Genomic DNA, 18,971 nt, shown 5'->3' on the forward strand with positions numbered 1-18,971 from the left:
GCCTTGGCATGAAGCGGCTTGGCTTTACAAGTCAAATCGACCGCCAGCGCCCATCCATCAAGCGCAATCAGCTATCTATTTGATAGTTTCAATCAAACAGCCAATCGCCCTCCACCGCATCGCCCACGCGCAGCGTGCGCTCCACACCGTCCAGGATGATGGCGTTCATGCCGAAGGTGAGTTGCCCGTCGACGCGGGCGTCGGCGCGGTACTGGCTCAGCGTGGCCAGCACCTCGGGGCTGCTCTCGGCCGTTTGCGGGTCGATATTGGGGATGGGGCAGCGCGCGCAGGGCTTGACGGGTTTGAGCACCACCGGGCCGTCGGCGGTGGCGATGCGCAGCTGGGCCAGGCGGTCTTCGTCGTGCGCCTCCACGCCGGCCAGCACCAGGTTGGGCCGCAGCCGCTCGATGCCCACCGGCGCGTGGCCGGCGGCCTGCAGGCGGCGGTTGAGCTCGGCCAGCGAGGCCTCGCTGGTGACCAGGAAGGGGTAGCCGTCGACGAACTGGTTGACGGCCTCGATGCCGCCCGTCCACTTCAGGTTGGACAGGCGCCGCACCTCGGGGTCGAAGCGCGCCAGGCGCAGGCCGGGCCGGCCCAGAAAATCGCTGAACCACTGGCCGGCGATGTCGCCCATGTCCCAGGCGTCGACCTCGTCGCTCCACACGCGCACGTGCAGGGGGCGCTCGACCTCGTCGATGCCCAGATGCAAGGCCAGCATGCCGGGCGCGCGCAGCACCACTTCGCTCAGGCGGATCTGCGGGCGCACCAGCGCCATGCGGGGCCACTCGCGCTGCGTCAAGAACTGGCCCTCGCCATCGACCACCATCCAGGCTCGGTCCAGGTCCAGCCCGGTCTCGGCCAGCAGCGCCTCGCTCAGTTCCACGCCCGCGCAGGACTTGACGGGATAGACAAACAGGCGCGCCACGCGGGCGCGGACATCGGGTTCGGGCTGCTGCATGATGATCAACGGGGCAAGACAGGCCGCCATTGTCCGCGCAACGGCGCGCGGCCCCGCGCGCTACCATGACCACGCACGCCCCGCACGCTTCAACGCACTGCACCGCCCATGATCCGCAAACTGTCCTGGCTCGTCGCCCCCCTGCTGCTGGCCCTGGCCGCCTACTGCGGCGGCATCGGCTGGCAGCTGTCCAGCGGCCTCAAGCAGATGGTGACGGTGGGCGGGCCGTTCACCAACCGCACGCTGCAAACGCGCGACCCGCTCACGCTGGACTACGACGGCGACCCGCAGCACGCCTTCGGCTGGCCGTTCGAGTCCGTGTCCATCGCGTCCGAGCTGGGCCCGCTGCCGGCCTGGGTGATTCCGCCCGCAGCCGGCGCGGGCGACACCTGGATGGTCTACACCCACGGCATCGGCGGCCGGCGCGAGGACGGCTATCGCGTGACCAGCGTGGCGCGGCCGCTGGGCATCACCACGCTGCTGTACGCCTACCGCAACGACGCCGGCGCGCCGCGCTCGCCCGACGGCATCTACGCCTTCGGCCTGACCGAATGGCACGACCTGGACGCCGCGGTCGAAACGGCGCGGCGCCACGGCGCCAAGCACATCATCCTGGCGGCGCAGTCGATGGGCGGCGCCATCGTCGGGCAGTACCTGCGCCACGCGGCGCACACCGGGGACGTCGTCGCGGCGGTGCTGGACGCGCCGGCGCTGGACTTGCGCGCCACGCTGCAGCATTACGTCGAGGCCAAGCGCCTGCCGCTCAGCGGCGCCGTGACCTGGGTGGCGACGCAGATCACGCCGGGGCGCGTGGGCATCCGGTTGGACGACACGCTGACCCTGCCGGTGTTCGCCACCCGGCCGCGCTTTTTGTTCGACGCGCACGGCGACACCGACGCGCTGGTGCCCATCGTCATCAGCGACGAGCTGAAGCGCCTGCGCCCCGACATGACCTATGTGCGCACCCATGCGCGGCACGTCGAGTCGTGGTCGGAAGACCCGGCGCGCTACCGCGCCGCGCTGCGCGGCTTCCTGGAAAAGGTGCTGGCCGCGGAGCCCTAGCCCGCCCGACCGGTGCTGCGGCGCCTTCATACAATCGACGCATGGCCTTCGAGCATGACCTTTGCATCCGCGGCGCCGGCATCGTCGGGCGCACGCTGGCGCTGCTGGCCGCGCGCGATCGCCTGCGCGTGGCCCTGGTGGCGCCGCCCGCCGGCCCGCCGGCCGCGGCCGACGTGCGCGCCTACGCCATCAGCCCCGCCGTGCAGGCCCTGCTGCAGTCGCTGCGCTGCTGGCCGGGTGGCGTGGCCGCCACCCCCGTGCTGGCCATGCAGGTGCAGGCCGACCAGCAGGGCGCCGTGCACTTCAGCGCCCAGCAGCAGGGCGTGGCCGCGCTCAACTGGATCGTCGATGTGCCGCGGCTGGAGCAGTTGCTGGCCGAGGCCGTGCGCTACCAGAGCGCCATCGACGTGATCGACGCGCCCGTGGCCGCGCCGCTGACGGTGGTGTGCGAGGGCCGCGCCAGCGCCACCCGCGCCGAGCTGGGCATCGAATACGACAGCGTGCGCTACCCGCAGCACGCCCTGGCCACCCGGCTGGACTGCGAGCGCCCGCACGAGCAGGTGGCGCGCCAGTGGTTCACGTCCGAGGGCGACGTCCTGGCCTTTTTGCCCCTGGGCGGCCCGGGCGGGCGCGAGGTGGCGGTGGTCTGGTCGCTGGCCAGCGAGCGCGCCGCGCAGGTTGCCGCCTGGGACGACGCCACCCTGGCCGCGCACCTGCACGATATGAGCGGCGACGCCTTGGGCGCGCTGCAGGTGCAGGGCGCGCGCGCCAGCTGGCCGCTGGTGCTGGCGCACGCCCGCCGCTGGGTCGGCGCCATGCCGGGGCGCGTGGGCGAAAGCTTTGCGCTGGCCGGCGATGCCGCCCACGCCATGCACCCGCTGGCCGGCCAGGGCCTGAACGTGGGCCTGGGCGATGCCGCCGAGCTGGCGCGCGTGCTGGCCGCGCGCGAGCGCTGGCGCCCCGTATCCGACCTGCGCCTGCTGCGCCGCTACGAGCGCGCGCGCCAGGGCCACTGGCTGCGCATGCGCTGGGCCACCGACGGCCTGCAGTTGCTGTTCGGCCACCCCGCGCCGCTGGCCGGCCCGCTGCGCAACTGGGGCATGACCCTGTTCGACCACAGCGGCCCGCTCAAGGCGCGCGTCGCCCGCCTGGCCATGAACGTCTGACGGGAACCGTCCGCGCCTTGGCGGTGTCCCAGTTCTTCATCCCTTTCGATCCACCCTTTTGACAAGAAGCCGTTCATGAACCTCACCCCCACCCCGCGCCGCTGGCTGGCCGTCTTGGCGCTGGCCCTGCTGCCGCTGCTGGCCGGCGCGCAGGAGGCCACCCTGCGCAAGACGCTGATGGACCGCATTCCGGGCCTGACGCAGATCGACGAGGTCAGCAAGACACCCATGCCCGGCCTGTTCGAGGTGCGCATCGGCAACGACATCTTCTACAGCGACGCCGAGGGCAACTACCTGATCCAGGGCGCGCTGATCGACACCCGCGCGCGCAAGAACCTGACCGAAGAGCGCATCGACAAGCTCACCGCCATCAACTTCAAGGACCTGCAGCTCAAGAACGCCTTCACCGTCGTGCGCGGCAACGGCAAGCGCAAGCTGGCGGTGTTCGAAGACCCCAACTGCCCGTACTGCAAGCGCTTCGAGGCCGACCTCGAAAAAATCGACAACGTCACCGTCCACACCTTCCTGATCCCCATCCTGGGACCCGACTCGGTCGAGAAGTCCAAGCAGATCTGGTGCAGCACCGACAAGGCCAAGACCTGGGACGACTGGATGCTGCGCCACGTCGCGCCCAAGGGCGCGTCCAAGTGCGACACCGCCGCGCTGGACGCCAACGTGGCGTTTGCGCGCAAATACAACATCACCGGCACGCCCACCCTGGTATTCGTCGACGGCCACCGCGTGCCCGGCGCCATCAACGCGCAGCAGATCGAGCAGCTGCTCTCTCGCTGACATGAACGACCCCCGTTGCTCCACTCGCTGCGCGATGTTGCGCCTCCCCCCTCCAGGGGGCATCGCCCGTGGCCGGTACAAGCCCGGCCACGGCGATCACTGGCCTGGCCTGCTCCGCGGCCAGCGGGCTCTTGGAGTTTTGTGCGGCGCTGGCGCCATCCATTGCTGAGCGCTCGCGCGTCTTCGATTTTCATGGCTGTTGCCGCCCCCATCCACTACCGCGTCGAAGCGGCCGACCTGCACGGCCATCGCTACGCCGTCGAGCTGCGCATCGCCAAGCCGGCGGCCGAGCAGACGGTGTCGCTGCCGGTGTGGATTCCGGGCAGCTACTTGGTGCGCGAGTTCGCCCGTCACCTGAACGGCCTGACGGCGCGGCAGGGCGACGCCGCCTGCGCGCTGCGCCAGCTCGACAAGTGCAGCTGGCGCATTGATTGCGACCCACGCCAGCCGCTGGTGCTGCGCTACGAGGTCTACGCCTTCGACGCCTCGGTGCGCACCGCCTGGCTGGACGCCGAGCGGGGTTTTTTCAACGGCACCAGCCTGCTGCTGCGCGTGCACGGGCAGGACGGCGGCGCGCACCAGCTGACGGTGCCTGCGCCCAAGGCGGCGCCGCACTGGCAGCTGGCCACCGCCATGACGCCGCGGCGCGTGGATGCGCGCGGCTTCGGCGACTACGTGGCGCGCGACTACGACGAGCTGGTCGACCACCCCGTCGAGCTGGGCGCGTTCTGGAGCGGCGCCTTCGAGGCCTGCGGTGTGCCGCACCGCTTCGTCGTCGCCGGCGCGCCGGCTTCGTTCGACGGCGCGCGCCTGCTGCGCGATGCGCAGACCGTGTGCGAGACGGCCATCCGCTTCTGGCACCCCGAGGGCGCGCCGCCGCACGCGCACTACGTGTTCATGCTCAATGCGGTCGAAGACGCCTACGGTGGCCTGGAGCACCGCGCCAGCACCGCCCTGATCTGCAAGCGCGCCAACCTGCCGCGCATCGGCGCGCCCGACAGCGCCGTCGCCGCGGGCGAGGGCTACGTCACGCTGCTGGGCCTGATCAGCCACGAGTACTTCCACACCTGGAACGTCAAGCGCCTGAAGCCCGTCGAGTTCGCCCCTTACGACTACACGCGCGAGAACCCGACCGAGCTGCTGTGGTTCTTCGAGGGCTTCACCAGCTACTACGACGACCTGCTGCTGCGCCGCGCCGGCCTGATCGACGACGCCACCTACTGCAAGCTGCTGACCAAGACCGCCAACCAGGTGCTGCAGGCGCCGGGGCGGCGCGTGCAGTCGGTGGCGCAGGCCAGCTTCGACGCCTGGCTGCGCTACTACCGCCCGGACGAAAACACGCCCAACAGCACCATCAGCTATTACACCAAGGGCGCGCTGGTGGCGCTGTGCCTGGACCTCACCCTGCGCGGCGAAGGCCGGGCGACGCTGGACGAGGTCATGCGCGCGCTGTGGCGGCGCTGCCAGGGCGGCCCACTGCGCGAGGACGACGTCGCCGCCGTGCTGGCCGAGCTGGGCGGGCGCAGCTACGCGCCCGAGCTGGCGGCCTGGGTGCACGGCACCGATGAGCTGCCGCTGGAGCGCCTGCTGACGGCGCACGGCGTGCAGGTGCTGCAAGACCCGGCGCCGCTGGCGCAGGCGCTGGGCCTGCGCGTCGCCGAGCAGGCCGGCATCACCGTCAAGGTGGTGCTGGACGGCGGCCCCGCCGCCGCCGCCGGCCTGGCCGCCGGCGACGAATGGCTGGGCCTGGAGGTGCCCGACCCCGCGCCGCGCGGCGCGCGCCCGGCTCGCAAGGGTGTGGCCGCCTCAGCCTCCGCCTGGCGCCTGCGCCGGCTCGACGAGTTGCCCCTGTTTGCCGGCCCGCAGCGCCAGGTCACCGCCCTCGTCGCGCGCGAGCAGCGCCTGCTGCGCCTGCCGCTCACCCTGCCCGCCCCCACCACCACCTGGCGCCTGGCGCCGCGCCCGCCCACCGACAGCGCCGCCCCATCGTGGCCCGGCGCCTGAGCCACCCTCCTTCGTCCGCGCCGCCCGACCCGGCGCAGCGCCGCCGCCGCGAGCGCCGCACGCTCGGGCTCATCCTGATCGGCGTGCTGCTGGCGCACGCCCTGGTGCTGAGCTGGCTGCGCGGCCTGCTGCAGCCGCCCAGCCTGCTGGCCCAGGTGACCGCGCCCATGTACACGCGCACCATCACCGTGCAGGCGCCGGCACCCGTGACCGCAGCGGCCGAGACCGCTGCGCCGGTTTCAGTGCCAAACAGGCCGACAGCGCTTATCCACCAAGCGCCGGCAGCTATCAAAAACAAAGTCGCCAAGGCGCCGGCACAGCCCGCCAGCGCGCCGCCGGCTGCCGCGCCCGAACCCGAAACCCTGCCGCCCGCCCCGGACGATGTGGCCGACACGCCGGCGCCCGCCGCGCCGGCCACCGAGCCAGCCGTCGCCGCAGCCGATGCCGCCAGCGCAGCGCAGGCGGCAGCCTCGGCACCGGCAACAGCCGCCAGCGAGGCCGGCGACGCCGAGCCGGCCTTTCTGGCCGGCTGGCCCGGCGACACGCGCCTGGCCTACGCCCTGAGCGGCAACTATCGCGGCGAGTTGCACGGCAACGCCCAGGTGCTGTGGCAGCACACCGGCACGCGCTACCAGGCGGCGGTGCAGCTCGATGTCGGCATCCTGCTGTCGATGCGCTTCACCAGTCAGGGCGAGATCACCGCGCGCGGCCTGTCGCCCGAGGTGTACGAGGAGCAGGTGCGCCAGCGCCGGCGCGGCGTGCGCATCGGCGACGTGGTGCGCCTGAACGACGGCCAGAGCGTGCCGCGCCCCGAGGGCGTGCAGGACACGGCCAGCCAGTTCGTCGAGCTGGCGCACCGCTTCGCCAGCGGCCAGATCGCGCCCACGCCCGGCACCAGCATCCGCCTGTGGCTGGCGCGCCCGGGCGGCGTGGACGAATGGACCTACGACGTGGTGGGCGAGGACACGCTGCAGCTGCCGCGCCTGGGCGCCGTGCCCGCGCTGCACCTGAAGCCCCGCCCGATCGACAAGCCGCGCGGCCCCATCAGCGCCGAAATCTGGTTCGCCCCCACGCTGCAATACCTGCCGGTGCGCATCCGCCTGACGCAGGGGCCGGACACCTACATGGACCTGATGGTGGAGACCATCGAGCAGCAGTGAGGGTTGGGCCTTTCACCCACCACGACGTCATTTTTTCCGCAGATCCACCACCCGCCGCGCCTTGCCCACGCTGCGCTCGATGCCGCCTTCGGGCTTCAGTTCGATCTCGACGCTGCTGCCGACGTAGATCTTGATCTCGTGCTGCAGCAGCTTGGCGGCGGCGCGCGCCTCGATGCCCATGGGGTCGAGCCCCGGCGCGGTCTCGACCGCGACCTTCAGCTTGTCCATGGGGCCCTCGCGCGTCAGCAGGCACTGGTAGTTGGGCGAGAGCTCGGGGCGCTTGAGGATCAGCTCCTCGATCTGCGTCGGGAACACGTTCACGCCGCGGATGATCATCATGTCGTCGCTGCGGCCGGTGATCTTCTGCATGCGGCGCATGGTGCGCGCGGTGCCGGGCAGCAGGCGCGTGAGGTCGCGCGTGCGGTAGCGGATGATGGGCAGCGCCTCTTTCGTCAGGCTGGTGAAAACCAGCTCGCCCTCCTCGCCGTCGGGCAGCACCGCGCCGGTGTCGGGGTCGATGATCTCGGGGTAGAAGTGGTCTTCCCAGATGGTGGGGCCGTCCTTGGTCTCCACGCACTCGTTGGCCACGCCGGGGCCCATCACCTCCGACAGGCCGTAGATGTCCACCGCGTCGATGCCGGCGCGCTGCTCGATGGCGTGGCGCATCTCGTTGGTCCAGGGCTCGGCGCCGAAGATGCCGATGCGCAGGCTGAGCGCCTTCGGGTCGAGTCCCATGTGCTCGACCTGCTCGCAGATCGCCAGCATGTAGCTGGGCGTGACCATGATGATGTCGGGCTTGAAGTCCTGGATCAGCTGGATCTGCCGCTCGGTCTGGCCGCCGCCGAAGGGCACCACCGTCAGGCCCAGGCGCTCGGCGCCGTAGTGCGCGCCCAGGCCGCCGGTGAACAGGCCGTAGCCGTAGCTGACGTGCACCATGTCGCCCGGCCGCGCGCCGCTGGCGCGAATCGAGCGCGCCACCACGTCGGCCCAGGTGTCGATGTCCTTGCGCGTGTAGCCCACCACCGTCGGCTTGCCCGTGGTGCCGCTGCTGGCGTGCACGCGCACCACCTGCTCGCGCGGCACGGCAAACATGCCGAACGGGTAGTTGTCGCGCAGGTCGTGCTTGGTGGTGAACGGGAATTTGGCCAGGTCGGCCAGCGTGCGCAAATCGTCCGGGTGCACGCCGGCGGCGTCGAACTTGGCCCGGTACACCGGCGAATGCGCGTAGGCGTGCCCCAGCGACCACTTCATGCGCTGCAGCTGCAGGGCGCGCAACTCGTCGATGCTGGCCTTCTCGATCGGCTCCAGCGCAAAAGTCTTGGTGCTCGCGTTCATGCGCGCGTCTCCTGTTGTTCGGGTTCATCGGGCAGCACGCGGCCCCTGATCTGCGCGCTCTTGCCGCGAAACAGCGCCACCACGTGTCCGTGCTGGTCGGTCACGCGCATGTCGTACACGCCGTGGCGGCCGCTTTGCACCTGCTCGACGCCCTCGCAGGTCAGCACGTCGCCCTCGTGCGCGGGCCGCAAGAACTCGATGCTGCAGCCGGCCGCCACCGCGCTGTGGTTGCGGCTGTTGCAGGCAAAGGCAAAGGTCGAATCGGCCAGCGTGAAGATGAAGCCGCCGTGGCAGATCTGGTGGCCGTTCAGATGCCGGGCGTGCACCGTCATGCGCATGCGCGCGCGGCCGGGCTCGCAGGCCAGCAGCTCCATGCCCATGGTCTCGCGCGAGGCGCGATCCTGAGCGAACATGGTCTCGCCCACGCGCCGCGCCAGGGCCGTTGCTGCATCGCTCATGTTCATTCGCCCTTGAACCGCGCCGGGCGCTTTTGCAGAAAGGCCTGCACGCCCTCGATGTAGTCGTGCGTGAAGCCCAAGCGCGACTGCACGTCGCGCTCGATGTCCAGCTGCTCGTCCAGGCTGTGCGTGTGCGCGCCGCGCAACAGCTGGCGCGTGGCCACCAGCGCCTGCGTCGGCATGGCGGCCAGGCGCTCGGCCAGGGCCTTGGCGGCGCCCAGCGCGTCGTCCTGCACGTCCCAGATCATGCCCATGGCCTTGGCGTCGGGCGCACTCAGCTTGTCGCCCGTCAGGCACAGCGCCATGGCGCGCGCCAGGCCCACGCGCTGCGGCAAGAACCAGGTGCCGCCGCTGTCGGGCACCAGGCCGATCTTGCTGAAGGCCTGGATGAAAACCGCGGTGGACGCGGCGATGGTGATGTCGCAGGCCATCGCCAGCGAGGCGCCGGCGCCCGCGGCCACGCCGTTGACGGCACACACCGTGGGCACGCGCACCTTCATCAGCCGGCGCGTGGTGGGGTTGAAGGACTGCTCGATCAGCGGGCCGGGGTCGGCGCGCTTTTCCAGGTCGGGGCCCTCGGCAAAGTCGAACTCCGACAGGTCGGCGCCGGCGCAAAAGCCGCGCCCCGCCCCCGTCAGCACCAGGGCGCGGATGGCCTTGTTGGCCTCCACGTGGTCCAGCGCGGCCCACAGCGAGCGGTGCATGCTGCGCGTCAGGCTGTTGAGCGAGGCGGGCCGGTTGAGCGTGAGCACGGCGACGGCGCCGTGTTCCTCGTACAGGACGTCGTGGGAAGCGGTTTGATTCATGGGGCTTGGGTCTCCGAAACGTGGAATCTACCATTAACCAACCGACGGGTCGGTTAACCCGGCGGGGCCGGCGCACGCGGGCGCTCGCTATAGTCGCTGATTTCACCGCATCGAAGCACGAGGAACCGCCCATGGCCTACGAATTCATCCAGGTACGCACCGAAGGCGAGCGCGTCGGCGTCATCACGCTCAACCGCCCCAAGCAGCTCAACGCGCTCAGCCCCGCGCTGATGGTGGAGCTGGGCCAGGCGCTGAAGGCCTTCGAAGCCGACGAAGCCATCGGCTGTATCGTCCTCACCGGCAGCGAAAAGGCCTTTGCCGCCGGTGCCGACATCGGCGCCATGGCCACCTACACCTTTGCCGACGTGTACGGCGACGACTACATCACGCGCGACTGGGAAACCATCCGCTCCATCCGCAAGCCCGTGATCGCCGCCGTCAGCGGCTTTGCCCTGGGCGGCGGCTGCGAGCTGGCCATGATGTGCGACTTCATCATTGCCGCCGACAACGCGCGCTTCGGCCAACCCGAGATCAAGCTGGGCATCATCCCCGGCGCCGGCGGCACGCAGCGCCTGCCGCGCGCCGTGGGCAAGTCCAAGGCGATGGACCTGGCGCTCACCGGCCGCATGATGAACGCCGACGAAGCCGAGCGCGCCGGCCTGGTCAGCCGCGTGGTGCCGCTGGACAAGCTGATGGACGAAGCCCTGGCCGCCGCGCTGACCATCAGCGGCATGGGCCGCCTGGCCGTGATGGCCGCCAAGGAATGCGTCAACCGCGCCTTCGAGGGCCCGCTGGCCGACGGCGTGATGTTCGAGCGCCGCCTGTTCCACGCCCTGTTCGCCACCGAAGACCAGAAGGAAGGCATGGACGCCTTCGTGGCCAAGCGCGCGCCGCAGTTCAAGCACCGCTGACCTGGATCACGCCGATTTCCCCTTTATAATCTTGCGCTTTGGGTGGTATAGCTCAGTCGGTTAGAGCGTGGGATTCATAACCCCAAGGTCGGTGGTTCGATTCCACCTACCACCACCACGTGGTACGAGAAAGCCAGTCCGGATGGGCTGGCTTTTTTCTTGGTGCCAGCGCCTCATGGCACAGGTGTTTCCAGTGCGGCGCCTGCCGCTGCCGACGCCGCTTCCGGCTGGGTGCTCGGTGGTACCGCTGCGGCCCCACCCCCCGGCCACCGACGCACCACCCGTTGAAAAATCAGCGCATTGGGGATTTGCAGCAGGCGCCGCTGCTCGCCCGCGCCTTCTTCGAGCGTGGTGTAGAGCAGGTTGATGTCTTTCACCCGGCCCTTGGCGCCGGGCTTTTCGGCGCTGTCCAGCACCTCGATGTCGTCGTCCAGGCGAAACGGCTGCACGGTCATGATGAGCAGGGCGCAAAACAGGTTGGACAGCACGCTCCAGGCGGCAAAGAAGGCCACGGCGCCGACGGCGGCAAAGCCGGTGAAGGCCGTCCACAGCACCTCGCCCGACACGCCCAGCCGGCCCAGCACCAACAGCGCGGCGGCGACGATGATGATCCAGCGCACCACGCCGCGCAGCGGAATCATCAGCTTGGGCGGCAGGCCGTAGTGCTGCTCCAGGCGGCGCAGGGCATGCTTGAAGACACCGTTGATGGCCCAGGCCGCCAGCACGATCAGCGCGATCTGCGCGCCGGGGACGATGATGTCGAGCCAGTCCTGCACCCAGGCGGGCAGGCGGCTGCGGTAGTGGCGAATGAGCTCGATCATGGGCAAATGAAAGACGCGACGTGGCGGCCGAACCGGGTCAGAGATTTAGGACAAAAACGGCCGCCAGCGCCCGTACTGATTGCGCCAGCAGCTCTTAATTTGGTAGTATCCCACAGCTGTCGGCCAGCCGCCCGGGCGTTTTCCCGGTGCCGCCTTGGGGGCTACGCCATGTAACATGGCGCGCCACATCGACCGCCCCGCCCACCCGAACGCCCGCTGCCCGTGACCGAACCCCCGACATCGCCCCGGCTCGAACTGGTGGGCATCACCAAGCGCTACCCCGGCGTGCTGGCCAACGACCAGATTTCGCTTGCCGTGCAGCCGGGCGAAATCCACGCCGTGCTGGGCGAGAACGGTGCCGGCAAGAGCACGCTGATGAAGATCATCTACGGCGCCGTCAAGCCCGACGCCGGCGAGGTGCGCGTCAACGGCCAGGCGGTGGCCGTGCGCAGCCCGCAGGAGGCGCGCCAGCTGGGCATCGCCATGGTGTTCCAGCACTTCAGCCTGTTCGAGACGCTCTCGGTGGCCGAGAACGTGTGGCTGGGGCTTCATAAATCGCTGTCGCTGCCCGAGGTGACGCGCCGCATCGCCGAGACGGCCACGGCCTACGGCTTGGACGTGGACCCCGAGCGCCCGGTGCACACCCTGGGCGTGGGCGAGATGCAGCGGGTGGAAATCATCCGCGCCCTGCTGGCGCACCCGCGTCTGCTGATCCTGGACGAGCCGACCTCGGTGCTGACGCCGCAGGCGGTCGACAAGCTGTTCGTCACGCTGCGCCAGCTGGCGGCCGAGGGCTGCAGCATTTTGTACATCAGCCACAAGCTGCACGAGATTCGCGCGCTGTGCAACGCCTGCACGGTGATGCGCGCCGGCCGCGTGACCGGCGTGTGCGACCCGCGGCAGGAGACCAATGCCTCGCTGTCGCGCCTGATGATCGGCGCCGAGCCGCCGCCGCTGGAGCACCACGCGCGCACGCCGGGCCCGGTGGTGCTGGCCGTCGAGCAGCTGAGCCTGCCGCGCGAGTCGCCCTTCGGCATCGACCTGCAGGGCGTGTCGCTGCAGGTGCGCGCGGGCGAGGTGCTGGGCATTGCCGGCGTCTCGGGCAACGGCCAGCGCGAGCTGCTGTTTGCGCTGTCGGGCGAGGACCGGCGCGCGCCGGCAGCTTCCATAACGATAGCGAACATGCCGGCCGGGGCGCTGCGCCCGGCGCGCCGCCGTGCACTGGGCCTGCACTTCGTGCCCGAGGAGCGGCTGGGCCGCGGCGCCGTGCCCGACATGAGCCTGGCGCACAACCTGCTGCTGACGCGGCGCGAAAGCGTGGGCCGCGGGGGCTGGCTGCGCGTGAAGGCGCTGCGCGCGCAGTCGGCCGGCATCATCGAGCGCTTTCGCGTCAAGGCCAATGGGCCGCTCGCGCCGGCGCGCTCGCTGTCGGGCGGCAACCTGCAAAAGTACCTGATGGGGCGCGAGATCGACGCCAAGCCAAAACTGCTGATCGTCTCGCAACCCACCTGGGGCGTCGACGTGGGCGCGGCCGCACAGATCCGCGCCGAGGTGCTGGCGCTGCGCGACGCCGGCTGCGCGGTGCTGGTGGTGAGCGAGGAGCTGGACGAGCTGTTCGAGATGAGCGATCGCCTGCACGTGATCGCCAAGGGCCAGCTCTCGCCCAGCCTGGCGCGCGCCGAGGCCACGGTCGAGCTGATCGGCCAGTGGATGAGCGGGCTGTGGCCCGGCGCCGAGGCCGACGCGGGCAACGCACACGAGGTGGCCCATGCTGCGGCTTGAGCTGCGCCCCTCCCCCTCGCGCACCTGGGCCTGGCTCTCGCCCGTGCTGGCGCTGGCCATCACGGTGGTGCTGGGCGTGGCCCTGTTCTCGCTGATGGGCAAGGACCCGGTCAAGGGCCTGGGGGTGTTCTTCTGGGAGCCGATCAAGTCGGCCTATGCGCTGGGCGAGCTGGGCGTCAAGGCCACGCCGCTGCTGATCATCGCGCTGGGGCTGGCGGTGTGCTTTCGCTCCAACATCTGGAACATCGGCGCCGAGGGCCAGTACATCATCGGTGCCATCTGCGCCGGCGGCATCGCCCTGCTGGCCGACAAGGACACCGGGCGCTGGATCGTGCTGGCCATTTTGGTGGCGGGCGTGCTGGGCGGCATGCTGTGGGCGGGCATCACCGCCCTGCTGCGCGACCGCTTCAACGCCGGCGAAATCCTGGTCAGCCTGATGCTGGTGTACGTCGCGGTGCAGGTGCTCAACTACTTCGTGTTCGGCCCCTGGAAGGACCCGGCGGGCTACAACTTTCCGCAGACGCGCACCTTCGAGGCCGTCACGCGCATTCCGCGCCTGATGGCGGGCTCGCGCGTGGGCATCGGCGCGCTGATCGGCCTGGCGGGCGCGGCCCTGCTGTGGCTGTACCTGTTTCGCACCCGGAGCGGCTTTGCGCTGCAGGTGGGCGGACTGGCGCCGGCGGCGGCGCGCTACGCCGGCTTTTCGTCGCGCCGCGCGCTGTGGACGGCGCTGCTGATCTCGGGCGGCGCGGCCGGCCTGGCCGGCGCGCTGGAGGTGGCCGGCCCGGTGGGCCAGCTCACGCCCTTCGTGCCGGCGGGCTACGGCTTTGCCGCCATCATCGTCGCCTTCGTCGGCCGGCTGCACCCGCTGGGCATGGTGCTGGCGGCCATCCTGATGAGCATGTTCTACATCGGCGGCGAGCTGGCGCAGTCGCGTCTGGGCCTGCCCAAGTCGCTGACCGACGTGTTCCAGGGCCTGCTGCTGTTTTCGCTGATGGCCTGCGACACGCTGGTCAACTATCGGCTGCGCCGCACCGCCAGGCCGCAAGGAGCCCGCTGATGGAGGCCTACCCGCTGCTGTTCGCGTCCACGCTGAGCGCCGGCACCGTGCTGGCGCTGGCGGCGCTGGGCCTGCTGATCAACGAGAAGGCGGGCATCGTCAACCTGGGCGCCGAGGGCATGATGCTGTGCGCGGCCATCGCGGGCTTCGCCACCGTCATCCACACCGGCAGCGACTGGCTGGGCTTTGCCGCCGGCATGGCCGCCGGCGCGCTGCTGGCGGCGGCCTTCGGCGGGCTGGTGATCTGGCTCAACGCCAACCAGTACGCCACGGGCCTGGCGCTGACGCTGTTCGGCGCCGGCTTTTCGGCCTTTGTCGGCATCGGCTACGTGCAGGCCAAGATGCCCGAGCGTCCGCGCTTCAACTGGCTGGGCCTGGGCGACGTGCCCGTCATCGGCCCGGCGCTGCTGCGCCAGCACCCGCTGGTGTACGGCGCCATCGCGCTCACCGTGGCGCTGATCTGGTTCCTGTACCGCACGCGCGCCGGACTGGTGCTGCGCTCGGTGGGCGAATCGCCCGAGTCGGCGCACGCGCTGGGCTATCCGGTGCGGCGCATCCGGCTGGCGGCCGTCGTCGCCGGCGGCGCGCTGTGCGGGCTGGCCGGCGCCTTCCTGTCCATCATCTACACGCCGCTGTGGGTCGAGGGCATGGTGGCGGGCAAGGGCTGGATCGCGCTGGCGCTGACCACCTTCGGCACCTGGCGGCCGGCGCGCGTGCTGCTGGGCGCCTACCTGTTCGGCGGCGTGACCATGCTGCAGTTCTACCTGCAGGGCCAGGGCGTGCAGATCACCAGCCAACTGCTGACCGCCATGCCCTACCTGGCCACCATCGTGGTGCTGGCGCTGATCTCGCGCAACCCCACCTGGATCCGCGTCAACATGCCCGCCTCGCTGGGCAAGCCGTTCTACCCCGGCTGAACGGCGATCCCTAAAATGGCCCCTTTTTCACCCCCGCAACCGGAGGCATTTCGATGATCGATTGGAACAAACGCAGCGCCCTGCGCCTGGCCGCGCTGTCGGCCGCGGCCCTGACCCTGGCCGCCTGCGGCAAGAAGGAAGAGGCCGCGGCCCCCGCCGCCGCGCCCGCCCCGGCGCCGGCCGCCGCTGCTGCCCCGGCCGCCGCCGAGCCGCTGAAGGCCGCCTGGATCTACGTCGGCCCGGTGGGCGACGGCGGCTGGAGCTTTGCGCACGACAACGCGCGCAAGGCGGTGCAAAAGGAGTTCGGCGACAAGATCGTCACCAGCTTCGTCGAGAACGTGCCCGAGGGCGCCGACACCGAGCGCGTGGCGCGCGACCTGGTGGCCCAGGGCAACAAGCTGATCTTCGGCACCAGCTTCGGCTTCATGGAGCCGATGCTGAAGGTGGCCGCCGACAACCCCGACGTCAAGTTCGAGCACGCCACCGGCTACAAGAGCCTGCCCAACCTGCGCACCTACGACAGCCGCACCTACGAGGGCGCCTACATGGCGGGCGTGATCGCCGGCGCCATGACCAAGTCCAACGTGCTGGGCGTGGTCGCCACGGTGCCGATCCCCGAGGTGGTGCGCAACGTCAACAGCTTCACGCTGGGCGCGCAGCTGACCAACCCCAACATCAAGACCAAGGTGGTCTGGATCAACGAATGGCACAACCCGCCCAAGGAGACCGAGGCCGCCACCTCGCTCATCAACGGCGGCGCCGACGTGCTGTTCCAGAACACCGACTCGCCCTCGGTGCTCAAGACCGCCGAATCCATGGGCAAGCGCGCCTTCGGCTGGGACTCGGACATGACCGCCTATGGGCCCAAGGCACACCTGGGCTCGGCCATCATCAACTGGGAGCCCTACTACAAGAAGTCGGTGTCCGAGGTGCTGGACGGCACCTGGAAGACCGGCCCCAACCAGTGGTGGGGCGTCAAGGAAGGCGCGATCGACCTGGTGTCGGTGGCCGACGACGTGCCGGCCGAGACCAAGGCCAAGCTCGACGGGGTCAAGGCCGGCCTGAAGGCGGGCACCTACCACATCTGGAAGGGCCCGCTGCTGGACAACGACGGCAAGGAAGTGCTGGCGGCCGACCAGGTGGCCGACGACAAGTTCCTGGGCGGCGTCAACTTCTTCGTCAAGGGCGTCGAAGGCAAGGTGCCGGGCGCCAAGTAAGCGCCCACCGGCTTCGGCCAGGGCGGCGGCGGGGCAACCCGCCGCCGCCTTTTTCATCGCCGGGCCGCCCCAAGATGAAAAGCGGCCCCCTTATTCCATTTCTAATTCAATAGCGCATCAATAATCCACGGCCAGGCGACGATGGATCGGATCCGTTCGCAGTTGCTCTCGAAGTCTCGCAGGGCGAGCTCAAGGTGATCTTCGAGCGCCTCCAGGCTGTCGAAGACGCGGTTGTGGAATCGCTTCTCGCGCAGCTCGTCCCACACGTGCTCCACCGGGTTGAGCTCCGGCGCATAGGGGGGCAGGCTCAGTAGGCGCATGTTGGCGGGCGGGTGCAGCTCACCACTGGCATGCCAGCCGGCACCGTCAAGCACCATGACGATGCGCTCGTGCGGGTGACGCTCGCTCACCTCGTCGAGAAACAACTGCATGCACTCGGTGTTGACGTGAGGCAAGATGAGCGAGTCCAACTGGCCGCTTGCCACATCGACGGCGGCGTACGCGTAGGTGTACTCGTGGGTCAACATGGCTTGGCACAGCGGCCGCACCGGCTTGGGCGCCCAGCAGCGGCGCACGTCGTTGATGCGTCCAAAGCGCGCCTCGTCCTGGAACATCAGCTTGATGGGGCCTTGCTGCGGCCAGTGCGAGCAGATTTCGGCAAGGCGCTCGGGGAGTTTTTTTTCCACTCCTCTTGAGCCAAAGGATCGCTTTGCGGATGGCGTTTGTCGGGGGCCAGCTTGCGCCAGCCGTGGCGGTGCAGCAGGTTGTAGACCGAGGACAGCGCCATGGGACGGCCCAGGGCAGCTTCGATTTCACACTTGACTTGACCGACCACCAGGATGCCGCCCGTGCGAGCGCGATCAAGAAAGGGCGCCAGCACCTGGCGCTCCTGCTCAGTCGTCATGTTCTGGTGGCGCCTGCCGCCGCGCGCGGGGCGCTGGCCGTCACCTGCAACCTCGCCGGCCAGGAAGCGATTGCGCAAGCGGCAGGTCCACGCCGGGGAGCGGCCGATGACCTGCGCGGTTTGCTCCAGGCTCAAGCCATAGTCCAGCGGCAACACCACCGCCTGTGCTTGGCGAAGCTGCTCAGCGGTCTGTGCGCCGGCCAGCATTTGACGGGCCGACTCCAGACTGTCGGCACCTCGGGCTGTTCTTGCCATGTCGTTCTCCTTGCGGGATCGGTGACATGGATATTATTGATCTATTGATATGGAAATGGAATTAGGGGGCAGCGACCACACGCAGTGGGGAGCGTGGGGGCCTTTTTCATCACGCGGGGGACGGCTTGCGTAAACTTCAGGCCCCGGCGCCGCACGCTGCGCGCCGCCGGCCATCTTTTTCATCCCCCCATGACCATCGACTCGCACAAACGCCACCTGCTGCAATGGGCCGCCGCCGGCGCCCTGGCCCCTCTCACCCTGGCCGCCTGCGGCAAAAAGGATGAAGCCGCGCCGGCACCCGCCGACCAGCCCGCCGCCGCCCCCTCGGCCGCGGCACCCACTGAAGCGGCCGGACCCTTGAAGGCGGCCTGGATCTACGTCGGCCCGGTCGGCAACGCCGGCTGGAGCTATGCGCACGACCAGGGCCGCAAGGCGGTGCAGGCCGAGTTCGAGGGCAAGCTGCAGACCAGCATGGTCGAGAGCGTGCCCGAGGGCGCCGACACCGAGCGCGTGCTGCGCGACCTGATCAGCCAGGGCAACACGCTGATCTTCGGCACCAGCTTCGGCTTCATGGAGGCGATGGTGAAGGTGGCGCAGGACTTTCCGCAGGTGCGCTTCGAGCACGCCACCGGCTACAAGACCGCGCCCAACCTGAACGTGTACGACTCGCGCTTCTACCAGGCCACCTACCTGGCCGGCCTCATCGCCGGGCACATGACGAAGACGGGCACGCTGGGCTACGTCGGCTCGGTGCCCATCCCCGAGGTGCTGCGCAACATCAACGCCTACACCCTGGGCGCGCAGCGCGTGCGCCCCGACATCGTCACCCGCGTGGTGTGGACCAACAGCTGGTACGACCCGCCGCGCGAGACCGAGGCCGCGCAGTCGCTGCTGACGGGCGGTGCCGACGTGCTGCTGCAAAACACCGATTCGCCCGCCGTCATCCAGGCCGTCAACCAGGCCGGCAAGCTGGCCTTCGGCTGGGACTCGGACATGAGCGAGTTCGGCGGCCAGGCCCACCTAGGCTCGTGCATCGCCAACTGGTCGCACTACTACCGCAAGGCCGTGCAGGCGGCGCTGGACGGCAGCTGGAAGGGCGGCCAGGTCACGCGCTGGGGCGTGCCCGAGGGGCAAAACGACCTGATCAAGCTGTCCGAGCGCATCCCGGCCGAGGTGCGCGCCGAGGTCGAGAAGATCAAGGCCAGCATGAAGGACGGCAGCTTCGACGTCTTCAACGGCCCGGTGCTGGACGTGAACGGCAAGGAGCAGCTGGCCGCCGGCACGCGCGCCGACGATGCCTGGATGGGCGCCATCAACTTCTTCGTCAAGGGCGTCGAGGGCACCATACCGACTTCCAAATAAA

At 69.9% G+C, this 18,971-nt stretch carries 18 protein-coding genes and 1 tRNA gene; 12 read left to right on the forward strand and 7 right to left on the reverse strand.

What is annotated here, in order from left to right; all coding sequences use genetic code 11:
* Positions 1 to 88 precede the first annotated feature (88 nt).
* Complete coding sequence (locus ACWHMB_RS15630; RefSeq protein WP_377479272.1) at positions 89 to 958, reverse strand: MOSC domain-containing protein; 870 nt, start codon at positions 956 to 958, stop codon at positions 89 to 91.
* Between the two features lie 108 nt (positions 959 to 1,066).
* Here ACWHMB_RS15630 and ACWHMB_RS15635 point away from each other — a divergent pair, with 108 nt between their 5' ends.
* The 5 genes from ACWHMB_RS15635 to ACWHMB_RS15655 all read left to right on the forward strand — a co-directional run bounded on the left by ACWHMB_RS15635 (position 1,067) and on the right by ACWHMB_RS15655 (position 7,142).
* Entirely contained in the window at positions 1,067 to 2,020 is a 954-nt protein-coding gene (locus tag ACWHMB_RS15635; RefSeq protein ID WP_377479274.1) for an alpha/beta hydrolase, read from the forward strand.
* A gap of 41 nt (positions 2,021 to 2,061) precedes the next feature.
* Complete coding sequence (locus ACWHMB_RS15640) at positions 2,062 to 3,186, forward strand: FAD-dependent monooxygenase (protein ID WP_377479277.1); 1,125 nt, start codon at positions 2,062 to 2,064, stop codon at positions 3,184 to 3,186.
* Positions 3,187 to 3,261: 75 nt separating this feature from the next.
* The gene (locus ACWHMB_RS15645; protein ID WP_377479280.1) at positions 3,262 to 3,978 is read left to right on the forward strand and encodes a DsbC family protein; all 717 of its coding nucleotides are present in this window, start codon (positions 3,262 to 3,264) and stop codon (positions 3,976 to 3,978) included.
* Positions 3,979 to 4,170: 192 nt separating this feature from the next.
* On the forward strand, positions 4,171 to 5,982 hold the full coding sequence (locus ACWHMB_RS15650) for a M61 family metallopeptidase (protein ID WP_447648582.1): 1,812 nt from the start codon (positions 4,171 to 4,173) through the stop codon (positions 5,980 to 5,982).
* Positions 5,967 to 7,142 carry a DUF3108 domain-containing protein gene (locus ACWHMB_RS15655; protein ID WP_377479285.1) on the forward strand — a complete coding sequence of 392 codons (1,176 nt, stop codon included), beginning with the start codon at positions 5,967 to 5,969 and terminating at the stop codon, positions 7,140 to 7,142. Before ACWHMB_RS15650 ends, ACWHMB_RS15655 begins: the two co-directional genes overlap by 16 nt.
* Before the next feature lie 27 nt (positions 7,143 to 7,169).
* Here the strand turns inward: ACWHMB_RS15655 and paaK are convergent, their stop codons facing one another.
* The 3 genes from paaK to ACWHMB_RS15670 are packed head-to-tail and all read right to left on the reverse strand — an operon-like array spanning position 7,170 to position 9,741.
* Positions 7,170 to 8,477, reverse strand: coding sequence for a phenylacetate--CoA ligase PaaK (gene paaK, locus ACWHMB_RS15660; RefSeq protein ID WP_377479288.1), 1,308 nt, complete (start codon positions 8,475 to 8,477; stop codon positions 7,170 to 7,172).
* Complete coding sequence (gene paaI / locus ACWHMB_RS15665; protein ID WP_377479292.1) at positions 8,474 to 8,935, reverse strand: hydroxyphenylacetyl-CoA thioesterase PaaI; 462 nt, start codon at positions 8,933 to 8,935, stop codon at positions 8,474 to 8,476. The genes paaK and paaI overlap by 4 nt, the downstream gene beginning before the upstream one ends.
* A 2-nt stretch (positions 8,936 to 8,937) precedes the next feature.
* Positions 8,938 to 9,741 (reverse strand): enoyl-CoA hydratase-related protein, encoded by an 804-nt coding sequence (locus ACWHMB_RS15670; protein WP_293224278.1) that lies wholly within the window; start codon positions 9,739 to 9,741, stop codon positions 8,938 to 8,940.
* A gap of 131 nt (positions 9,742 to 9,872) precedes the next feature.
* Here ACWHMB_RS15670 and ACWHMB_RS15675 point away from each other — a divergent pair, with 131 nt between their 5' ends.
* Entirely contained in the window at positions 9,873 to 10,652 is a 780-nt protein-coding gene (locus ACWHMB_RS15675) for an enoyl-CoA hydratase (RefSeq protein WP_293224277.1), read from the forward strand.
* A gap of 41 nt (positions 10,653 to 10,693) precedes the next feature.
* Positions 10,694 to 10,770 (forward strand) — tRNA-Met (locus ACWHMB_RS15680).
* A gap of 55 nt (positions 10,771 to 10,825) precedes the next feature.
* Here the strand turns inward: ACWHMB_RS15680 and ACWHMB_RS15685 are convergent.
* The gene (locus ACWHMB_RS15685) at positions 10,826 to 11,473 is read right to left on the reverse strand and encodes a mechanosensitive ion channel domain-containing protein (RefSeq protein WP_377479295.1); all 648 of its coding nucleotides are present in this window, start codon (positions 11,471 to 11,473) and stop codon (positions 10,826 to 10,828) included.
* A gap of 222 nt (positions 11,474 to 11,695) precedes the next feature.
* On the opposite strand from ACWHMB_RS15685, the gene ACWHMB_RS15690 reads away from it, so the two are divergent.
* The 4 genes from ACWHMB_RS15690 to ACWHMB_RS15705 are packed head-to-tail and all read left to right on the forward strand — an operon-like array spanning position 11,696 to position 16,449.
* Positions 11,696 to 13,255, forward strand: coding sequence for an ABC transporter ATP-binding protein (locus ACWHMB_RS15690; protein WP_377479298.1), 1,560 nt, complete (start codon positions 11,696 to 11,698; stop codon positions 13,253 to 13,255).
* Positions 13,242 to 14,315, forward strand: a complete 1,074-nt coding sequence (locus ACWHMB_RS15695; protein WP_377479301.1) for an ABC transporter permease — start codon at positions 13,242 to 13,244, stop codon at positions 14,313 to 14,315. Before ACWHMB_RS15690 ends, ACWHMB_RS15695 begins: the two co-directional genes overlap by 14 nt.
* Complete coding sequence (locus ACWHMB_RS15700) at positions 14,315 to 15,232, forward strand: ABC transporter permease (protein ID WP_377479303.1); 918 nt, start codon at positions 14,315 to 14,317, stop codon at positions 15,230 to 15,232. Before ACWHMB_RS15695 ends, ACWHMB_RS15700 begins: the two co-directional genes overlap by 1 nt.
* Before the next feature lie 53 nt (positions 15,233 to 15,285).
* Entirely contained in the window at positions 15,286 to 16,449 is a 1,164-nt protein-coding gene (locus ACWHMB_RS15705; RefSeq protein ID WP_377479306.1) for a BMP family ABC transporter substrate-binding protein, read from the forward strand.
* A 101-nt stretch (positions 16,450 to 16,550) separates the two neighbouring features.
* On the opposite strand, the gene ACWHMB_RS15710 is transcribed toward ACWHMB_RS15705, so the two are convergent.
* Both ACWHMB_RS15710 and ACWHMB_RS15715 read right to left on the reverse strand, forming a co-directional pair.
* Entirely contained in the window at positions 16,551 to 17,135 is a 585-nt protein-coding gene (locus ACWHMB_RS15710) for an IS630 family transposase (RefSeq protein WP_377516475.1), read from the reverse strand.
* Positions 17,063 to 17,608 carry a helix-turn-helix domain-containing protein gene (locus tag ACWHMB_RS15715; protein WP_377516474.1) on the reverse strand — a complete coding sequence of 182 codons (546 nt, stop codon included), beginning with the start codon at positions 17,606 to 17,608 and terminating at the stop codon, positions 17,063 to 17,065. The genes ACWHMB_RS15710 and ACWHMB_RS15715 overlap by 73 nt, the downstream gene beginning before the upstream one ends.
* A gap of 189 nt (positions 17,609 to 17,797) precedes the next feature.
* Here ACWHMB_RS15715 and ACWHMB_RS15720 point away from each other — a divergent pair, with 189 nt between their 5' ends.
* Complete coding sequence (locus ACWHMB_RS15720) at positions 17,798 to 18,970, forward strand: BMP family ABC transporter substrate-binding protein (RefSeq protein ID WP_447648583.1); 1,173 nt, start codon at positions 17,798 to 17,800, stop codon at positions 18,968 to 18,970.
* The last annotated feature ends 1 nt before the right edge of the window (position 18,971 follow it).

It is taken from the genome of Ottowia pentelensis (assembly GCF_964341695.1).